At 63.5% G+C, this 18,421-nt stretch carries 20 protein-coding genes; 4 read left to right on the top strand and 16 right to left on the bottom strand.

The window, feature by feature from the left end:
* Positions 1–4: 4 nt before the first annotated feature.
* Entirely contained in the window at positions 5–748 is a 744-nt protein-coding gene (locus NY023_RS00800; protein ID WP_013970382.1) for a LytR/AlgR family response regulator transcription factor, read from the bottom strand.
* 296 nt (positions 749–1,044) lie between these two features.
* Between NY023_RS00800 and argH the strand changes: the two genes are divergently transcribed.
* Positions 1,045–2,439, top strand: a complete 1,395-nt coding sequence (argH, locus tag NY023_RS00795; RefSeq protein WP_024087971.1) for an argininosuccinate lyase — start codon at positions 1,045–1,047, stop codon at positions 2,437–2,439.
* A gap of 147 nt (positions 2,440–2,586) precedes the next feature.
* Here argH and NY023_RS00790 read toward each other — a convergent pair whose 3' ends face one another.
* Positions 2,587–3,249, bottom strand: a complete 663-nt coding sequence (locus NY023_RS00790) for a glutathione S-transferase (protein ID WP_013970380.1) — start codon at positions 3,247–3,249, stop codon at positions 2,587–2,589.
* Positions 3,250–3,396: 147 nt separating this feature from the next.
* On the opposite strand from NY023_RS00790, the gene NY023_RS00785 reads away from it, so the two are divergent.
* Together NY023_RS00785 and NY023_RS00780 are read left to right on the top strand one after the other, a co-directional pair.
* Complete coding sequence (locus NY023_RS00785) at positions 3,397–3,705, top strand: hypothetical protein (RefSeq protein WP_013970379.1); 309 nt, start codon at positions 3,397–3,399, stop codon at positions 3,703–3,705.
* Between the two features lie 69 nt (positions 3,706–3,774).
* Positions 3,775–4,020, top strand: coding sequence for a TIGR02647 family protein (locus tag NY023_RS00780; protein ID WP_013970378.1), 246 nt, complete (start codon positions 3,775–3,777; stop codon positions 4,018–4,020).
* A 34-nt stretch (positions 4,021–4,054) separates the two neighbouring features.
* Here the strand turns inward: NY023_RS00780 and NY023_RS00775 are convergent, their stop codons facing one another.
* From NY023_RS00775 to NY023_RS00735, 9 genes are all read right to left on the bottom strand, one after another.
* Positions 4,055–5,998 (bottom strand): FTR1 family protein, encoded by a 1,944-nt coding sequence (locus NY023_RS00775; protein ID WP_044039949.1) that lies wholly within the window; start codon positions 5,996–5,998, stop codon positions 4,055–4,057.
* A 147-nt stretch (positions 5,999–6,145) separates the two neighbouring features.
* Positions 6,146–6,397: a DUF3077 domain-containing protein gene (locus NY023_RS00770; RefSeq protein ID WP_024087969.1), complete on the bottom strand. Its 252-nt coding sequence runs from the start codon at positions 6,395–6,397 to the stop codon at positions 6,146–6,148.
* Positions 6,394–6,669, bottom strand: coding sequence for a hypothetical protein (locus tag NY023_RS00765; RefSeq protein WP_013970375.1), 276 nt, complete (start codon positions 6,667–6,669; stop codon positions 6,394–6,396). The genes NY023_RS00770 and NY023_RS00765 overlap by 4 nt, the downstream gene beginning before the upstream one ends.
* 423 nt (positions 6,670–7,092) lie before the next feature.
* On the bottom strand, positions 7,093–8,511 hold the full coding sequence (locus NY023_RS00760; protein WP_013970374.1) for an efflux transporter outer membrane subunit: 1,419 nt from the start codon (positions 8,509–8,511) through the stop codon (positions 7,093–7,095).
* Positions 8,508–9,383 carry an HlyD family secretion protein gene (locus NY023_RS00755; RefSeq protein ID WP_013970373.1) on the bottom strand — a complete coding sequence of 292 codons (876 nt, stop codon included), beginning with the start codon at positions 9,381–9,383 and terminating at the stop codon, positions 8,508–8,510. The genes NY023_RS00760 and NY023_RS00755 overlap by 4 nt, the downstream gene beginning before the upstream one ends.
* Positions 9,380–9,592 (bottom strand): DUF1656 domain-containing protein, encoded by a 213-nt coding sequence (locus NY023_RS00750; protein ID WP_003255905.1) that lies wholly within the window; start codon positions 9,590–9,592, stop codon positions 9,380–9,382. Before NY023_RS00750 ends, NY023_RS00755 begins: the two co-directional genes overlap by 4 nt.
* Entirely contained in the window at positions 9,589–11,676 is a 2,088-nt protein-coding gene (locus tag NY023_RS00745; protein ID WP_013970372.1) for an FUSC family protein, read from the bottom strand. Before NY023_RS00745 ends, NY023_RS00750 begins: the two co-directional genes overlap by 4 nt.
* Positions 11,673–12,125, bottom strand: a complete 453-nt coding sequence (locus tag NY023_RS00740) for a MarR family winged helix-turn-helix transcriptional regulator (RefSeq protein ID WP_013970371.1) — start codon at positions 12,123–12,125, stop codon at positions 11,673–11,675. Before NY023_RS00740 ends, NY023_RS00745 begins: the two co-directional genes overlap by 4 nt.
* 245 nt (positions 12,126–12,370) lie before the next feature.
* On the bottom strand, positions 12,371–13,165 hold the full coding sequence (locus NY023_RS00735) for a tetratricopeptide repeat protein (RefSeq protein ID WP_024087968.1): 795 nt from the start codon (positions 13,163–13,165) through the stop codon (positions 12,371–12,373).
* 207 nt (positions 13,166–13,372) lie between these two features.
* Here NY023_RS00735 and NY023_RS00730 point away from each other — a divergent pair, with 207 nt between their 5' ends.
* Positions 13,373–13,933, top strand: a complete 561-nt coding sequence (locus NY023_RS00730; RefSeq protein ID WP_013970369.1) for a WYL domain-containing protein — start codon at positions 13,373–13,375, stop codon at positions 13,931–13,933.
* 109 nt (positions 13,934–14,042) lie between these two features.
* Here NY023_RS00730 and NY023_RS00725 read toward each other — a convergent pair whose 3' ends face one another.
* The 5 genes from NY023_RS00725 to NY023_RS00705 all read right to left on the bottom strand — a co-directional run bounded on the left by NY023_RS00725 (position 14,043) and on the right by NY023_RS00705 (position 18,268).
* On the bottom strand, positions 14,043–14,906 hold the full coding sequence (locus tag NY023_RS00725) for an ABC transporter permease (RefSeq protein WP_013970368.1): 864 nt from the start codon (positions 14,904–14,906) through the stop codon (positions 14,043–14,045).
* A 14-nt stretch (positions 14,907–14,920) separates the two neighbouring features.
* Positions 14,921–15,784 (bottom strand): ABC transporter ATP-binding protein, encoded by an 864-nt coding sequence (locus NY023_RS00720; RefSeq protein WP_013970367.1) that lies wholly within the window; start codon positions 15,782–15,784, stop codon positions 14,921–14,923.
* A 6-nt stretch (positions 15,785–15,790) separates the two neighbouring features.
* Positions 15,791–16,810, bottom strand: coding sequence for an ABC transporter substrate-binding protein (locus NY023_RS00715; RefSeq protein WP_013970366.1), 1,020 nt, complete (start codon positions 16,808–16,810; stop codon positions 15,791–15,793).
* Positions 16,811–16,828: 18 nt separating this feature from the next.
* On the bottom strand, positions 16,829–17,728 hold the full coding sequence (locus NY023_RS00710) for a TauD/TfdA dioxygenase family protein (RefSeq protein ID WP_013970365.1): 900 nt from the start codon (positions 17,726–17,728) through the stop codon (positions 16,829–16,831).
* 198 nt (positions 17,729–17,926) lie between these two features.
* Positions 17,927–18,268 (bottom strand): hypothetical protein, encoded by a 342-nt coding sequence (locus tag NY023_RS00705; protein ID WP_013970364.1) that lies wholly within the window; start codon positions 18,266–18,268, stop codon positions 17,927–17,929.
* Between the last annotated feature and the right edge of the window lie 153 nt (positions 18,269–18,421).

The following is an 18,421-nucleotide window of genomic DNA, read 5'->3' as shown; positions in this document are numbered from 1 at the left end:
AGGTTCAGAGGGTCTGCATCATCTTGCGCACACCGGCCACATGGCGCCGGCTGACAGTCAAGGCATCACCGTCCAGGCCCTTCAGGTACAGCTGAAAATGCCCCAGCGGGGTACGCTGCAGGCGTTCGATACGTTCACGGGCAACCAGCGCGTTGCGGTGGATACGCACGAAGCGTTCGCCAAACTCGTCTTCCAGGGCCTTGAGTGGCTCGTCGAGCAGCACTTCCCCGGCCTCGTGGCGCAAGGTCACGTACTTGTGGTCGGCAATGAAGTAGATCACCTGGGGCAAAGGGATCAGCTCGATGCCTTTGCGCGTGCGGGCACTGATGTGGCTGCGTGGGCCGCCACCTTCATTGGCCGGCCGGGTGAGCGCCGCCAACTGGGCACGGTTGGGTTTTTCGGCCTTGCGCAAGGCATCGCGCAGCGCCTGGGCGTGGAAGGGTTTGGTCACATGGCTGAGGGTGCTGTCCTTGAAGGCCTCGGCACCGTATTCATCGTCGCCGGTGCAAAACACTACCGCCGGCGGTGCCTCGCGCTCGCACAGGCGAGCGGCCACCTGCAGGCCATCCAGGCCTGGCATGCCGATGTCCAGCAGGACCACATCGGGCTTGAGGCTTTCGATCAGCGTCAGGGCCTCATCGCCGTTGGTGGCGCTAGGCTCCAGCACGGTATAACCCTCCAGTTCGCCGAGCAGCCGGCTGAGGCGTTCACGGCCTTGGGGTTCGTCATCAACGATCAGGACATTCATAATTGCGCTGGATTCCTGAATGAGTCTCGCACAGGTATAGCGTAGACAGGTGTGGTTCGAGCGACACTGCGGTCACGCTCTAGACCGGTGCGATGGCCAAAGATTCACTCGGCCGGCAGATTCACTGCCAGTCTTCTGTCCAACTGTAGACGGTCCGTGGAACACTGCCGTTCATTCCTTGAAATCCGTCTCTGCCGTTTTCCGGGCATTTCTCTCGACCGGCGCCCTGCGGCAGCCAGCCCAACCCTGCTATCATCGGTGCCACTTTTTCGTTCACGCCTGCAATGAGTGAATCCATGAGCACCGACAAGACCAATCAGTCCTGGGGCGGCCGCTTCAGTGAGCCCGTCGACGCCTTCGTCGCCCGTTTCACCGCCTCGGTCGATTTCGACAAGCGCCTGTACCGCCACGACATCATGGGTTCGATCGCCCATGCCACCATGCTGGCGCAGGTCGGCGTGCTCAGCGATGCCGAGCGCGACACCATCATCGATGGCCTGAAGACCATCCAGGGCGAGATCGAGGCGGGCAACTTCGACTGGCGTGTCGACCTCGAAGACGTGCACATGAACATCGAGGCACGCCTGACCGACCGCATCGGTATCACCGGCAAGAAGCTGCACACCGGCCGTAGCCGCAACGACCAGGTGGCCACCGACATCCGCCTGTGGCTGCGCGACGAGATCGACCTGATCCTGGCCGAAATCACCCGCCTGCAGCAGGGCCTGCTGGAGCAGGCCGAGCGTGAAGCCGAAACCATCATGCCCGGCTTCACCCATTTGCAGACGGCGCAGCCGGTTACCTTCGGCCACCACCTGCTGGCCTGGTTCGAAATGCTCAGCCGCGACTACGAGCGCCTGGTCGACTGCCGCAAGCGCACCAACCGCATGCCCCTGGGCAGCGCCGCGCTGGCCGGTACCACCTACCCGATCGACCGCGAACTGACCTGCAAGCTGCTGGGCTTCGAGGCCGTGGCCGGCAACTCGCTGGACGGCGTGTCGGACCGTGACTTCGCCATCGAATTCTGCGCGGCGGCCAGTGTGGCGATGATGCACCTGTCGCGCTTCTCCGAAGAGCTGGTGCTGTGGACCAGTGCGCAGTTCCAGTTCATCGACCTGCCTGACCGCTTCTGCACCGGCAGCTCGATCATGCCGCAGAAAAAGAACCCCGACGTGCCAGAGCTGGTACGTGGCAAGACCGGCCGTGTGTTCGGCGCCCTGACCGGCCTGCTGACCCTGATGAAAGGCCAGCCGCTGGCCTACAACAAGGACAACCAGGAAGACAAGGAACCGCTGTTCGACGCCGCCGACACCCTGCGCGATTCGCTGCGCGCCTTCGCCGACATGATTCCGGCGATCAAGCCCAAGCACGCCATCATGCGTGAAGCGGCCCTGCGTGGTTTCTCCACCGCTACCGACCTGGCCGACTACCTGGTACGCCGTGGCCTGCCGTTCCGTGACTGCCACGAGATCGTTGGCCACGCGGTTAAGTATGGTGTGGACACTGGCAAGGACCTGGCCGAGATGAGCCTGGACGAACTGCGCCAGTTCAGCGACCAGATCGAGCAGGACGTGTTTGCCGTGCTGACCCTGGAAGGCTCGGTGAATGCGCGTGACCACATTGGTGGTACGGCGCCGGCGCAGGTGCGTGCGGCCGTCGTTCGCGGCAAAGCCCTGTTGGCGTCTCGCTAAGCCCCAAGGCGAGGGCTTCGCCCTCGTTCGCGGGCACGCCCGCTCCCACAGGTACTGCACATGGCTTGAAACCGATGCGGTCGGTGTGGGAGCTGGCTTGTCGTGGCGACGAACCGCGGCGATGGGCTGCGAAGCAGCCCCAGGCTTTTAGCGCTTGCCGCTACGAATAATCTCCATGAAGGCCGGCATCGCCGCCTCCTTGTCCGCCACGATCCGCGCCATGTGCGGGTTCTCGCCCATCAGCTGCAGCAACGCCTTGGCTTGCGGGAAATCCGCCAGGAAGTCGATGTTCAGCACCTTCTTGCCCACGGCATAGGCCAGGTCGACCGAGAAGCAGAACATCAGGTCGGCCAGCGTCAGTTGCTCACCCGCAACATAGGGTGCGAAACGCCCATTGCGCTTGAGGGTGGCAAACCCGGCCAGCAGATCGGCCCGGGCCTTCTCCTTGACCAGCGGCTCCACCGACATGCCAAAGAACGACTCGGCGTAGCAGGTACGTGCCGGCAGCTCGATATACAGCTCGATTTCCTTGAGCAGTTCACGCACCTTGGCCTGCCCGAACGGATCAGCCGGCAGCAGGGCCTTGCCGCCCTGGGTCTGCTCGATATAGTCGAGGATCACACTGGTTTCGCTGAGGAAGCCGTGCTCGGTCTGCAGCACCGGCACCTTGCCTCGTGGGCTCACTTCCAGCGCCTGTGGCGCCTGGCCGCCATAGAAGGTGATTTCCTCGAAAGGCAGGCCTTTTTCCAGCAGGGCCAGCTTGACCATGTTGTAGTAGTTGCTGACCGAGAATCCATGAAGCTTGAGCATGAGGTGACAGCCTCCAGGCCGTAAGGGGTTGGCCCGGCTTTTATAGACCGTACGCCTGCCCCTGACCAGCGTCATGCGCCTCGTCAATGCCCGGGCATTGCCGCCACAGGCGTGGCACACTACTTACCTGAACATTGGAGATCTGCCATGAGTGAATACGACGACGATTTTTATGATGACGATGATGATGGGGAGCTTGCCAGAGAAGCGCTAATTGAAGCCGTCCAGAACCAAATCGAAGCAGGAGATCCGCCTGCGGCCAAAGCGACGTTCAACAAGCTGACCTTGGTCGGCTACGAGCGTCAGGACATCCTGACCCTGATGGGGCAGGTGCTGGCGGTCGAGGTTTATAACATGATGACGGAAAAACGGGCGTTCAATCTGGAATGGTATGAGAGCGCTCTGCGCGCTTTGCCTGAGTTGCCTGCTGAGTTGAGTCAAGGCGACGACGAATAACCCAGCTACACTCGAAGCTCAGGCACCTCCACCGGTGCCGCCATCCTTGTCTGGAAGTCAGGAGTCGCCATGTCCTTTACCCCCGATCTGATCGCTGAACTGGAAGTACTCGCACTGTTCAAGCACGACAGCAGCCAGGAAGGCATCAAGATAAGCAGCACCGCATCCCCCGCCCTGATCGCGGCGGCGCAACGCCTGCATGAGAAGGGGCTGACCGATCAGCCTGATGGCGGCTACCTGACCAGCCTGGGTCATGACGCCGTCGAAAGCGTTCAACTGCTGCAGAACATTCTCAAGGCGCCACAACCGGCCTGATCCAAGATTGCAAGGGGCTGCCATGCAGCCCCTTTCAGTTGGCGGTTGCCCTGCGCTTTTCTGCCAGGCGCGAGCGCCCATACAGGAACACGATGGCCGCCAAGGCCACCGCCTGCGCCGACAGCGAGTAGCCGTCGGCATGAATCCCCAGCCAGTCGAACTCGAAGAACGCCACCGGCCGCGTGCCAAGCACCCCGGCTTCTTGCAGCGCCTTCACGCCATGCCCGGCGAATACCACCGACAGTGCGCAAAGCAGCGCGGCGTTGATGCTGAAGAACAGCGACAGCGGTAGCTTGGCCGAACCACGCAGGATCACCCAGGCCAACCCCACCAACAACACCAGCGCCGTGGCGCCACCAGCCAACACCGCCTGGTGCCCGGCAGGGCCTGCCTGCAGCCACAGGGTTTCGTAGAACAGAATCACTTCGAACAGTTCGCGGTACACCGAGAAGAACGCCAGCATGGCAAAGCCGAAGCGCCCGCCGCCGCTGACCAGGCTGCTCTTGATGTAGTCCTGCCAAGCAGCAGCTTGGCGGCGGTCGTGCATCCATACACCGAGCCACAGCACCATCACCGCAGCGAACAGCGCCGTGCAGCCTTCGAGCAATTCACGCTGAGCGCCACCCACGTCGATCACGTACGCCGCCAGGGCCCAGGTGGCGAAACCTGCGACTAGCGCCAGCGCCCAGCCGATATTGACGCTGCGCACCGCCGATTGCTGGCCAGTGTTACGCAGGAACGCCAGGATCGCGGCCAGTACCAGAATCGCTTCGAGGCCTTCGCGCAGCAGGATCAACAAACCGGAGATATAGCTCAGCGACCAGCTCAGACCATCGCTGCCCAGCAGCTTGGCGGCCTGCTCGAGCTTGGCCTTGGCTTCGGCCAGGCGTTGCTCGGCCTGGGCTACCGGCAGGCCGTCCTGCAGTGACTGGCGGTAGGCCATAAGGGATTTTTCGGTGTCCTTGCGCGCCTGGGTATCGATGTTGTCCAGCGAGCTTTCCACCAGTTCGAAGCCTTCCAGGTAGGCCGCCACCGACAGGTCATAGGCTTGGTCGTGGTCACCTGCGCGGTAGGCCGCCAGGCTCTTGTCCAAAGTGCTGGCGGTGTATTCGAGCAATTGCGCCGGGCCACGCTTGACCTGCGGCGGCTGGGCACGCTGGGCGCGGAATGCTTCCACGGCCGCGGTGCCTTCATTGGCGGCGACTTCGGCCGGGGTCTGGCGGGCCAGGTCGGCGATGCTCCAGGTCTTGTCGCTTTTGGCGGCCTGCGGATTGGCGGTGAAACTGGCGATGTACGCAGCCACATCCCAACGCTGGCGGTCGTCCAGCTGGTCGGCAAAGGACGGCATCTCGGTGCCGTCGATGCCCAGGGCCAAGGTGTTGTAGAGGTCGAACAGGCTCAACTGGTCAAGGCGCGAGACATCGCGCAGGTTGGCGGGTGCAGGCTCCAGACCGATGCCCGCCGGGCCATCGCCGGCGCCGGTATCACCATGGCAGATCGAGCAGTTTTGCGCGTACAGCGAAGCGCCACGGGCCGGGTCCGGGGTGATCACCGGGGCCTGGCTGACCTCGTAGGCCACTGCTAGGCGTGCGCCCAGCTGGCGTGCCTGCCTGGCGACTGCCGCGCCTTCCTGACGCTGGTCGATGGCCTGGCGCAGCGCCTGCACGCCCTGTTGCAAAGCCGCTTGTTCGGCATGCGCAGGCAGGCCTTTGACCAGATCGGCCAACACCGCACTGAACTCCTGCTGCTCGCGGTATTCGCCAGCGTCGATCACCTTGCCGTCCTGCACGGTCGGCGGGTAGTCAGCGCCAATGTAGTCCAGCAGGTGCAGGGCCTTGCTGGCCTCGGCGGGGGCTTCAGCCAGCGCCAGGGTGCTGCACAGCGCAAGCACCGGGCCGAGCAAGAACGCCGGTAACCAGGCAAGCAAACGGGAACGGGTATTCATGGCCAATCTCGAAGGGAATGCGAAAGAGAACATTGTTCACTCCCACTTTGCTTCTCTCAAGGGTGCCGGGCAGATTTCATGAAAAATCTTGCTACAAATTAGATGAAGCGGGACAGCCCGGAACCTGTGGGAGCTGGCTTGCCGGCGATGGGCCGCACAGCGGCCCCAGGTTCTTGAAGGCTATTGAAGAACCTTGCTCATTCCTCGCTCCATATCATCGATCAGCGCCTTGGCCATCTCGCTGAGTATCCGCGCTGCACTGCCGGCAACACGGTCATTTTCCATTTCCGCTTCGGTGGTCAGGTGGCGGATACAGCCGAGCAAAACCGATAGCTGCGAAAAGGCATGGCTGAACGGCACATTGGGCTGCAGGCGGAACAGGTCGAAAGTTTCCACCCCTGCGGTTGCAGAGTCTCTCGGATCATCGCTCATCGGGTTGCTCCTTGATCGTGGCAGGTTGCATGAGTGTGGTCGCACACGGCGTTGATCAGGCGACAGAGCAAGCGAATGTTCATTCCCATGGCATCGCGCATGTCGCCAGGAGGGTTGTCGAGCAGGGCTGTGGTGGTGTGGTCGATGGTCAGGGTGAGGGCGCTGATCAGCTCTTCGCAGTCTTTGGGGGTGAGTGGGTCGATTAGCGAAAGGGCGGGAGGGTCGAGCAGAAGCAGATCGGTAACAGGTGGATCGGGGACAAGCTTATTCATGGCAGAACTCCGTATGGTGGATTGAACTGCTCTCCTCCTTGTCTCACGAAGTTGGGTGGCAGTCGTGCACGGTGTGAGACACGGGACATACGGTAACCCCGGCCAGGCCGAAGCCTGTCCGCACACGACCGCCATAAAGCGGTGCTACCGAATGAAATCCGGGTGTCTCACGCCCGATCGCCTTGCGAGGCGACCCATGGACCTTATTCCCAGAGCATATTCCAGCCAAGTCAGCACCTTTCGACAGCGGCTGTAGGATAATTCGACATGGATTCAGAACTGAAGCAATTGGCAGCAGGTTCAGAAATGTCTTACAGCTCTAGAACCTAGGCGAGGGCTTTGCCCTCGATCGCCGGCAAGCCAGCTCCCACAGGTACTCCACTGCTATCGAGACCTGTGATTCACCTGTGGGAACTGGCGGCCTCAAGGCTTGGCGGTGCCCTTCCAGCCTCCGCCGAGCGCCAGGAACACGCCAATCTGCCCTAACGCCACCTGGCTGTTAGCCGCTGCCAGTTGCGCACGCATATCGGTATAGGTCCGCGTCGCCTGCAAATCCGCCAGGAACGACTCGCGCCCCGCCTGGTAGTAGCGATGCGTCTGGTCTGCCGCTTCCTTGGCCGACTTCTCCGCCTCGGCCAGCGCATCGCGCCGGTCCAGCAGGGCGCTGTATTGCGCCAGGCGGGTCTGGGTCTCGCGGATGGCGTTCAGCACCACGCCGTCGAAATTCGCCAAGGCTGCTTGCGTAGAGGCTTCGGCCATGCGAATGCGGGCACGGGTGCCGTTGGTGGGGATGGTCCAGCTGATTTGCGGGCCGAAGCCCCAGCGGTTGGTCGCAGGCTCGCCAAGATTCTCCAGGATACCGATGGTGCCAACCTGGGCACCGATGCTGATGTCCGGGTACAGCGCACCTGTGGCAACGCCGATGTACGCGGTGGCGGCAGCCAGCTGGCGTTCGGCCTGGCGTACGTCGGGGCGGCGTTTGAGCAGGGCCGCGCCATCGCCAACCGGCACCAGCTGGTTCAGGTGCGGCAGCTCGGCGCAATCGGCGGTGCCGGCGGGCAGTTGATCCACCGGCTTGGCCAGCAAAGCAGCCAAGGTGTACATGCCAGTCTCGCGCTCAGCCTTGAAGCGCGGCAGTTCGGCCCGCAAGGACTTGAACTGGGTCTGCGAGCGGGTGACCTGGGTTTCGTCGCCACGACCGGCATCACGCAGGCGCTGGTTGAGCTTCACGCTCTGCTCCTGCAAATCCAGCGACTCGCGGGCGATGTGGTATTCCTCGTTGGCCGAGCACACCTGGGTGTAGGCCTTGACCACATCCGCCACCAGGGTAATGCGCGCGGTATCGGAAGCGGCCTGCACCGCGTCGGCATTGGCCTTGGCGGCCTCGGTGCCGCGCTTGAAGGTGCCCCACAGGTCGAACTGGTACGAGGCGCTGATGATGGCCTCGCCAATGTTGGCCACCGGCACCTTCTCGGGCAGCAGGAAGGCTTCGCCAGACTCCTGCAAGCGCTGGGCGCCGAATTTGACGCCACCGTTGAAGCCACCTTGCGACTCGGCCACCTCGACCTGGGCGCGGGCCTTGGCGATGTTGGCCGCGGCTACGCGCAGCTCGGTATTGGCACTCAGGGCCTGGCGCACCAGCTCGTTCAGCCGTTGATCCTGATACAGCTGCCACCAGTCCTCGGGCACCGGCGCCGAGACCACGCTGTCGGCATCCTGGCGCAGCGGGCCATTGAGGTCGCTGCGTTGCACCGCCGCGTCCTTCGGCACCTCATAGTCGGGGCCGACCATCATGCAAGCCCCCAGCGACAGGCACAGGCCAGCCAGGATCAGCTGTTTCATGGGTGCTGGCCCTCGATGATCGACACCGTGGCGGTACGCCCGGCGATCATGCGGAAGTCCTCAGGCACTTCGTCAAAGGCGATGCGCACCGGAATACGCTGGGCCAGGCGTACCCAGCTGAACGCCGGGTTGACGTTGGGCAGCAGGTTGGCACCACTGCTGCGGTCGCGGTCTTCGATGCCGGCGGCAAAGCTCTGCACATGGCCGCGCAGGCGGGTGTTGTCGCCCATCACGCGGATATCCACGGCATCGCCGATGTGGATGCCGCCAAGCTTGGTTTCTTCGAAGTAGCCATCGACGTGGTACGAGGCACTGTCGACCACCGACAGCACCGGGCGGCCGGCGGTGACGAATTCGTGGTTACGCGGCGCACGGTCGTTCAGGTAGCCATCTACCGGGCTGCGTACCACCGAGCGGTCAAGGTTGAGCTGGGCGGTATCGACTGCCACCTGCGCCTCGCTGACGGCCGAGCGGGCGCGGGCCTCGCGGGACTGGCTTTCCTCCAACTGCTCGGCAGCCACCAGGTTGCCCAGCTTGCGGTTGCGCTGTGCTTCGCGGGAGGCCTGGGCCAGGGTTTCCTGGCGCTCGCCGAGGGTGGCCTTGGCTTGGCGCAGGGCCAGGGTGAAACGGTCCTGGTCGATGGTGAACAGCACGTCGCCGCGCTTGACGGTCTGGTTGTCGCGTACCTCGACCTTCTGGATCAGCCCGGACACGTCCGGGGCGATCTGGATCACGTCGGCGCGAATGTGACCGTCGCGGGTCCAGGGGGCAAACATGTAGTACACCACCATCTGCCACACGAGCACGGCGGCGAAGGTCACTACCAGCAAGGTCAGGACCACACGGCCCAAGGTCAGCAAAGGTTTTTTCATGGCAGCATCAGGTTTCGGCAAAAATGATCCACCGCGCCAAGCAGCACGGCATACAGGGCAACGTTGAACAACGCCCGGTGCCAGACCAGGCGGTAGAAATGCAGGCGCACCAGCACCGCGTGCACCCCCAGGAACAGCAGGTAGGTGCCAAACATCATCACCAGCAGCGTGGGCAGGAACACCCCGCTGATATCCAGTTCACCAATCACAGGGGCGCTCCGTCGAGGCCGGGGGGCAGTTGCGGTTGTTCCGCTGGCTCGAGCATCACCTCGACACCCGGCAGCAGGGCCAGGCGCAGGCCGCTCAGGGCATGCAGCAGGTGGGTGCGGGCATCGCCGCGCTCGTACAGCTCATCCAGGTTCAGCGCCAGGCGCGCACGCTCCATGTTGCGCAGCAACGCGGCCGGGGCATGCAGGCGTTCGCCGGCACGCAAGCAGGCGGCGTAGTGCGCGCCGACTTCCTCGATCACCGTGTGCAGCCGCTCGCGGGCCTGCTGGCCGGCGCGGGGCATGTAGGCCAGCAGGTCGAGCAGGTTCAGCCCCACACGCAGGTCGCGTAGCGCCACGCCGCTGTCCTGGCCGGTTTGCGACAGGCGCGGCAAGTGCTGCATCAGGCGGTCGAGCATCTGCACGCCCACCTGGCGGTGCTCGGCCAAGGTGGCGGGTTCGGTCATTTCGACGATGTCGCGCCAGGCGAAGCGGGTCATGCGCTTGGCCGCCAGCTCCACGCCGAACGGGCGCATGACCAGGGTCCAGATGAAGGCGAACAGCAAGCCCACGGGGCCCGCCAGGTTGGAGTTGAGGAAGGTGAAGAAGTCGGCGTCGTAGGCGCCCTGGATACTGATGAAGGTCGAGGTGTTGACGATGGTCAGCAAGGTGCCCAGGTAGAAGCGCGGCTGCACGGTCAGGGTGCCGACGCAGATGAACGGCACGGCGAAGGCCAGCACCAGCATCGGGAAGTCGTGCAGGTTGGGCAGCACCAGGAACAGGTACAGGCTGGAGAAGATGACCGACAGCAGCGTCCAGAAGAAAAACTTGTAGATCTGCGGCGCCGGGTCGTCCATGGCGGCGAAGAAGCTGCACGCCACGGCGGCGAGAATCACCGCACTGGCGCCGTCGTTCCAGCCCAGGCCGATCCACAAGCCACAGGCGACGATGATCGCCAGTACGGTGGAGGCCACCGAGTACAGCATCAGGCCGCGGTCGAAGAACGCCGTCAGGCGGCCCAGGCGCCAGTGGCGGTACACCGCGCGCCAGGGCTTGGCGTCGTCGGTGCGCAGGGCGTGTTGCAGGGTGCAGCAGTCCTGCCACAGGTCGGCCCATTCGGTCAGGCGATAAAGGGCGTTGGACAACAGCAATTCGGCGCGTTGGTCGAGGGCGGCGGCGCCGGGCTGCAAGCGCTCGATATGCTCGTGCAGGGCCGCCCAGCGCGCTACCGAGGCGCTATCGGCAGTGCCCTTGAGCCATTCGCGGGCGGCCTCCAGCAGCGGCTGCAGCTGGGCGAACTGTGCCGGAGCGCGGCCTTCGAGGGCCACCAGGGCATCGTCGAGGGCGTCGATCACCGGCAGCAGGTGGATCATCCGCCCGCGCAACTCGCGGGCGTTCTTCAAGGTGTGCGGGCCGGCGCCTTCGTGGCCGAGTTGGCCAATCATCAGCTCCAGCGAGTTGAAGGTGGTAACCATCGCCCCACGCCTGCCACCGACCTGGTCCGCGCTGGCCTGGCGGGCCAGATAGGTGTCGCTGTAACGGATCGCCTCGGTGAACCAGTTGCTGGTGGCACCGACCACGACCGGGGACAGGCGGCGTGGCCAGAAGATGGCACCGACCACCGCCGCGCAGACGATCCCCAGGCAGATTTCCTGGGCCCGGGAAGAGGCCACGTCGAATACCGCCAGCGGGTTGTCGACCACCGCCAGGGCGATCATCGGCAGGGTGTAGCCAGCCAGCATCAACACGTAGTTGTTGGCCGTGCGCAGGTTCAACGAGAGGAACAGCAAGGTGCCGGTCCACAGGGCGATGGCGATGCTCAGCAGCAACGGCGACTGCACCAGCGGCGGTACCAGGAAAATCGCACCACCGGCACCGAGCAGCGTGCCCACGGCGCGGTACAGGGCCTTGGAGCTGGTCGGGCCGACGAACGGGCTGGAGACGATGTACACCGTGGCCATGGCCCAGTAGGGGCGCGGCAACTGCATGAGCAGGGCGATGTACAGGGCGATCATGGAGGCGGCGAAGGTACGCACGCCGTAGAACCAGTCGCGGGCCGGAGGGACGGAGCTGAAGAAACCGTTCATGCCAGGCCACCGGTGCTACCCAGGCCGGCAGCCTCGAAGGCGCGCAGCACGCGCAAGGCGGCTTCCAGGTCGGCCTTGTCGATGCCGTGCAGCACATCGCGGCGCAGACGCACCAGCTCGGCTTCGATGGCTTCGGCCAGGGTGCGGCCTTCGGCGGTCAGGCTCAGGGCCTTGGCGCGGCGGTCCAGCGGGTCCTCGCTGCGGCATACCAGGCCAGCCTTGCACAGTTGGTCGAGCAGGCGTACCAGCGACGGGCTTTCCAGGCCGGCAGCCTGGGCCACGGCCACCTGATGCACGCCATCGCCCAGGCGCACGATCATCAGCAGCGGCGCGGCGCAGGCCTCGGAGATGCCGTAACCAGTCAGGGCGGTGTGGCAGATGCGCCGCCAATGGCGAGCGGCAACCACCATGCCGCTGCTGACTTGCAGGCGCAGGAGATCAAGGGGCATGAAAGGAACCAAGGATATTCATAGTTTGCTAACTATCAATATACGCCTGGCCCTCCCCCTGTCGTCAACAGGGGGCGACGGCGGGTATGGATGAATTGTTGTTCATGCTGGGGGTTTTGCCTTGCCTGTGCCGGCCCTATCGCCGGCAAGCCAGCTCCCACCCCGACCGCATAGGCCTCAAGCCCTGTGCAGTACCTGTGGGAGCTGGCTTGCCGGCGATAGGGCCAGTACCAGCAACAGAAAGCTCAGGGCTGAATCTGGTCTTCCAGCTTCATGGTCAGTGCCAGTGTGCTGCCCATCTGCACCGCCCGGTCCCGCCACTCTTGGTAGCGCATCGGGTCACGGCTGCTGAAATGCACCGCCAGTTCTTCGGCTGCCTGCACCACCCCTGCCGCTGCGGCCAACTCCAGCCAGTACAGCGCGGCCTTGAGATCGGCCTCTACATACAACCCGTGCATCAACCGATAACCCACTTCAAAACGACAGCGCGCCTCGCCCCGCTCCGCCCCGCGCAGGAACCACTGGTAGGCCTGCACCAGGTCGACCCGCCATTGCAGGTTGCCATCGCACACCTCCTCCTCATACAGGTCACCCAGCGCGGCGGCGGCATGTAGCAGGCCCAGCTCGAAGGCCTGCCGGTAGCACTCTGCTGCCTGGACGTAGGAGATGTCGATGCCTTTGCCGAAGTAATGCTGCTGCCCGAGGTTGAACCAGGCCGCGGCATTGCCCTGCATGGCCGCCATGCGCAGCAGGTGGCCCGCCAGCACGGTGTCAGCACGCCAGTATTTGCCGTTGAGCCAGATCCAGCCGAGGTCATTCAGCGCCGCCACGTTGCCTTGCAAGGCTTGGCGGCGCAGATCGACATACACCGCCTGCACGTCGCTGGCTTCGTCCAGGCGGTTGACCAGCAACGAGCGCTGATTGGGCAGCCCTACCCCGACAAACAGCCGCTGTCGCCTCCCGACAGGGACCGGTGGGGCAATCACCCGCTCGGGTAGAAGACGGGCGAGCAGCGAATGGATATTGCTGGCAGCAGACATGTTCATCCTCATTGAACGACGCACAACCCCAACCTTCGGCTGTGATGAGGCGTGATTCTGCGTGATGTCACGTCAAAACCTGTCGCGAACGATTCGGCACCAGGCAACCAAATGCGACTTCCTTGATCTGAGCAGGCCGTGGCCAATTGCCATGACCCACGTGTGCCGCCATCCTATTGCGGCAAGCCTAGACAAGGACGTTATCTTTTGCCGTTCGCCACCACTCGCGCCACCCTCAGCCGTCAGTGGGCGCTGCTGCGCCAGCTGCCCAGCCGCTCCCCTGGCATCACCAGCGCCGAGCTGGTCTGGCGTCTACGTGACGTGGGCTTCACTGTCAGCAAACGCACCGTCGAGCGCGACCTCAATGAGCTTTCGCTGATTTTTCCGCTGGAGCGCAATGACAAGAGCATCCCGTTCGGCTGGCACTGGTCGGCCAGTGCCGTGGGTGAGTTGCGCGGCAATTTCGACTTGCTGACGCATCTACGGGGGGATGCGTTGCAATCGGCTCATGGTGAAGGGGTAGAGTTGGTGGCGTGGGTCAGCGATGCGCTCGCCCGGCAACTGCGGGATGCACCGTTGAGCAGCGACATGCAGCTGACGGCGTTGGAGCATGGGCACCGGGTGCGGGCTACGGTGAGCGATGGCTGGCCGTTGCGCTGGTGGCTGTTGAGCCATGGCGATGGGGTGGTGGTGGAGCAGCCAGCGGGGTTGCGCGAAGAGATTGGCAAGATCCTCAGCAATGCGGCTGCTCAGTACCAGAATTTGTAGCCTGTACTGGCCCTATCGCCGGCAAGCCAGCTCCCACCTCGACCGCATGAGGCTCAAGCCCTGTGAGTACCTGTGGGAGCTGGCTTGCCGGCGATAGGGCCGGTACAGGTCAGCGCTGCATTCCCCAGCGCCGCACGGTCAGCCGCTCCAGGGTATTGAACACCAGCCCTTCCACCAGCAAACCGATCAGGATCACCACCGCCAACCCGGCGAACACCTTGTCGGTATACAGCTCGTTGCGGTTCTGGAAGATGTACCAGCCCAGCCCGCCTTTGCCACTGCTGGCGCCGAACACCAGCTCGGCAGCGATCAGGGTGCGCCAGGCAAATGCCCAGCCGATCTTCAACCCCGACAAGATCGACGGCAAGGCTGCCGGCACCAGGATGTGCAGCACCAGCCGCAGCCCCTTCAGGCCATAATTGCGACCGGCCATGCGCAGCGTTTCCGACACGCCGAGGAAGCCGGCATAGGTATTCAGCGCCAAGGCCCATAGCACCGAGTGCACCAGCACGAAGATCAGGCTGTTGTCACCCAGCCCGAACCACAGCAGGGCCAACGGCAGCAGGGCAATGGCCGGCAACGGGTTGAACATCGAGGTCAGCGTACCCAGCAGGTCCCGGCCCAGTTGGGTCGATACCGCCAGGCTGGTCAGGCCGAAGGCCAGCACTATGCCGAGCACATAACCCTTAAGCAGAATCACCAGCGAGACGCCGACCTTGGCCGGCAGCTCTCCGCTGATCAGGCCGTCCCACAAGGCCGCGGCGGTTTGCACGAAGCCCGGCAACAGCAGGTCGTTACCCTGGTAGCGCGCGACGGCCTCCCACAGCACCGCGAGCACCAGCAAGATGACCGCTTTGCGCAGCCAGCCTTGCTGCCACAGGCGCTGCACCAGCGGTAGTTGTCGTTCCACAGGCACACTGAGCAGCGGCTCCAGCTGCACCTCGTATTCCTGGCGTACAGGTGTAGTGGTCATGGCTGAAGCTCCTGTCAGTAGGCGATGCGGATATCGTTGAAGCCAAGTTGATCCGGCTGCTCGGGGGTATCCGCTTCGTCGAACAGCAAACGATGGATACGTCGAGCACTGGCCTGGAAATCGCTGCCGCCAAGGCTGCCCAGGTCGTACTGGTGGCTATGCACTTCGGCACGCACCCGCCCTGGGTGTGGCGACAGCAGCAGGATGCGATTGCCGACCACCAATGCCTCTTCGATGGAGTGGGTAACGAACAGCAGGGTGAAACGCACCTCCTCCCACAGCAGCAACAGCTCTTCCTGCATCTTGCGCCGGGTCAGCGCATCGAGTGCGGCGAACGGCTCGTCCATCAGCAGGATCTTCGGCTGCGTGGCCAACGCCCGGGCAATCGCCACGCGTGCCTTCATGCCGCCCGACAAGGTATGCGGGTAGGCATCGGCGAAGGCTGCAAGGCCGACTTTTTCCAGGTAATGCAGCGCACGGTCCTCGGCCTCGGCGCGCTTGAGCTGGCCAGATACCAGCAGCGGGAACATGACGTTCTGCTTCACCGTCTTCCACGGTGGCAGCTGGTCGAACTCCTGGAACACCACGATGCGGTCAGGGCCTGGGCCGCGAACCGGCTGGCCCTGCAGCAGAATCTGCCCTTCCTGGGGCGGGATGAACCCGGCCACGGCCTTGAGCAAGGTGGACTTGCCGCAGCCGGAGGGCCCCAGCAGCACGAAGCGGTCGGCACGATCGACTTCGAAGCTGACCTGGTGGGTGGCACGCACCACGCGCTGCGCGGTGCGGTATTCGAGGCTGAGGTTATCCACCTTGAGCAAAGGCGGCGTTGCGACACGGCTCAGGTTGCTGGCCGTGTGGCCTGGCAATGGGGCGGTCATGATCGATCAGCTCCCCTGCAGCGGGCGTTCATCCTGGAAGAAATAGTCCTTCCACGATTCCGGCTTGTGCTTGATGGCGCCTACCCGGTAAAGGAACTCGGCCAGCTTGTATGTGTTCTTTGGCGTGACGGTGAATTCGTATTGCGGGTTGTCGATCAGCTTTATCAGCGCGTCGCGGTCGATCTTGGCCTTGGTCACACGGATGTAGGTGTCAGCGGCGGCGGCCTTGTCTTTCTGGGCAAAGTCCGCAGCCTCGGCCAGGGCATCGACGAAGGCCTTGTAGGTCTTGGGGTTGTCCTTGCGGAACTTCTCGGTGGCGAACAGCAAGGTCGGCGAGTTGGGGCCGAGCAGGTCATAGCTGTTGAGCACCACGTGCACATCCTTGTTGGCCAGCACCTGGTCCTGGAACGGCGGGTTGGAGAAGTGCCCGTTCAGCTCGGTACCGCCGGCCAGCAGCGCGGCGGTGGCATCCGGGTGCGGCACAGCCAGGGTGTATTTGTCGAGCCGGTTGTATTCCTTGTCGCCCCACTGCTGGGCGGAGGCGTACTGCAGGAAGCGCGACTGCACCGAAACCCCTACCGCGGGTACGGCGATGCGGTCCTTGTCGGAGATGTCGGCGATGGTCTTGACGTTGGGGTTGCTGCTGACCAGGTAGTACGGGAAGTTGCCCAGCGAGGCCACCGCCTTCACGTTCTGCCGGCCCTTGGTGCGATCCCACACGGTGAGCAGCGGGCCGACGCCAGCGCCGGCGATGTCTACCGAGCCAGACAGCAATGCGTCGTTGATGGCCGAACCACCCGACAACTGAGCCCAGTCAACTTCGATGTCGATGCCCTGCTCTTTGCCGTGTTTTTCGATCAGGTGCTGGTCACGCACCACGTTCAGCAACAAGTAGACGATGCCGAACTGCTCGGCGATGCGGATCTTGCCTTCGGCCTGGGCCACGGCGGGGGCAGCCAGGCTGCCTAGACCCAAGCTCGCGCCCAGGCCGATGCTTGCCGCCAGGCGGCTGATGGATTTGCGCATGATGGTTTTCCTCAGTCGTCAGAACGGGGCATCGCCCTGGATGGTGGTGCGGTACAGCTTGCGCCGCAGGTGTGCGGGGCAGCCGGTGGCCAAATGGATCAGCGAGCGGTTGTCCCAGAACACCAGGTCATGGGGCTGCCACTGGTGGCGGTAGATATTCTGTTCCAGCACGCTCAGGGCATACAGCTGTTGCAGCACATCGCGGCTTTCATCGTCTGGCAGGCCGACGATACGGGTGGTGAAGCCTTCGCTGACGAACAGTGCCTTGCGGCCGTTTTCCGGATGGGTGCGGACCACCGGGTGAATGACTTCCTGTACCTGCGCCAGCTGCTCGGTGGTCAGGGTCGGGCGCCAGTTGCCTTCGAACTTGGTCTCGGCATAACGCGCGGTGTAGGAGTGAGCGGCGCTGCGGCCCTCGACCACTTTACGCAGGGCTGCGGGTACGGCGTCCCAGGCCTTGTGCATGTCGGCGAACAGGGTGTCGCCGCCTTCGCTGGGCAGCTCCTGGGCATGCAGCATGGAGCCGAGGCTTGGCAGCTCTTTGTACGACAGGTCCGAGTGCCAGAACTTGCCGGCATCACCCAGGCCGATGTTGCGACCGTCTTCGATGATGTTGGAAACGATCAGGATCTCGGGGTGGCCTGCGAGCAGGAACTGCTTGAGCACATGGATCTGCAATTGGCCGAAACGGCGGCTGAAGGCAATTTGCTGTTCAGGGCTGATGCGCTGATCGCGGAACACCAGCACATGGTGGTCGAGGTGGGCACGATGGATACGCGTGAAATCCTCGGCGTTGACCGGCTTGGCCAGGTCCAGGCCTATTATCTCGGCGCCTACGGCGCCGGCGAACGGGCGGATTTCGAAGATTTGCGGCTGGGCGCTGTCGATGGTCGACAAGGCGTTCGAGGCGGCTGACATTTTTCACTCCCACGCAGTGCGCGACGTCGATGGCGCGCAACGATCAGAAACGCACGGGGTTTTCCCGTGTGGGTTCAAGTCGTGCGGCGCATCGATTGGTCGACGGGTACGCAGTGGAAATGACTATAAAGTCATAAGAGCAATAATTTAAATACCGTTAAAGAATAACCATATCACTGGTGCTGGGGCGCTGCGCGATCAGATCAGGCCGCCCTGCTCTTCTTCATCGATGAGGTTGTTCAGGCTGCTCAGCGCCTTGCGCGCCGTGGACCGGTTAAGCAGCTTGGCCTGCGCCCCGGCGGGCAGGTCGGTGATCTTGAACACACCCTTGGCAGTCAGCACGTCGATCAGGTCCTCGAGCACGCGGATCATGTCCAGGTCGCTTTGCTTGAGCTGGTTGAGGCTGTTTTCCACGAGGTCATCGGCAAACCATTCCTGGATATCGGCGTGGTCGGCAGGGAGTATTTCGGTGAATTCGTCAAAAGCGGCTGCTTCTACCCGCAGCAACTGGCCGGCGGCGTCGCGTTGCACGTAGAACATGGCGGTGTCCCTCGTCACGTTGGTTCTTTGCTGGTAGACAGCAGCATAGGTAAAGATCGCCAGGCATACAGGCCCGGCGCCTGAGTATGCGCTGTCGCAGAGTTGCGGGAAAGGCCAGCGCTGCCCATATCCGGTTAACGCGGCCCCTCCTAC

Origin of the sequence: Pseudomonas sp. NBB (assembly GCF_032701105.1) — a bacterium.
Classification (GTDB): domain Bacteria; phylum Pseudomonadota; class Gammaproteobacteria; order Pseudomonadales; family Pseudomonadaceae; genus Aquipseudomonas; species Aquipseudomonas asiatica.
This window is presented reverse-complemented; position numbering and strand designations above follow the sequence as displayed.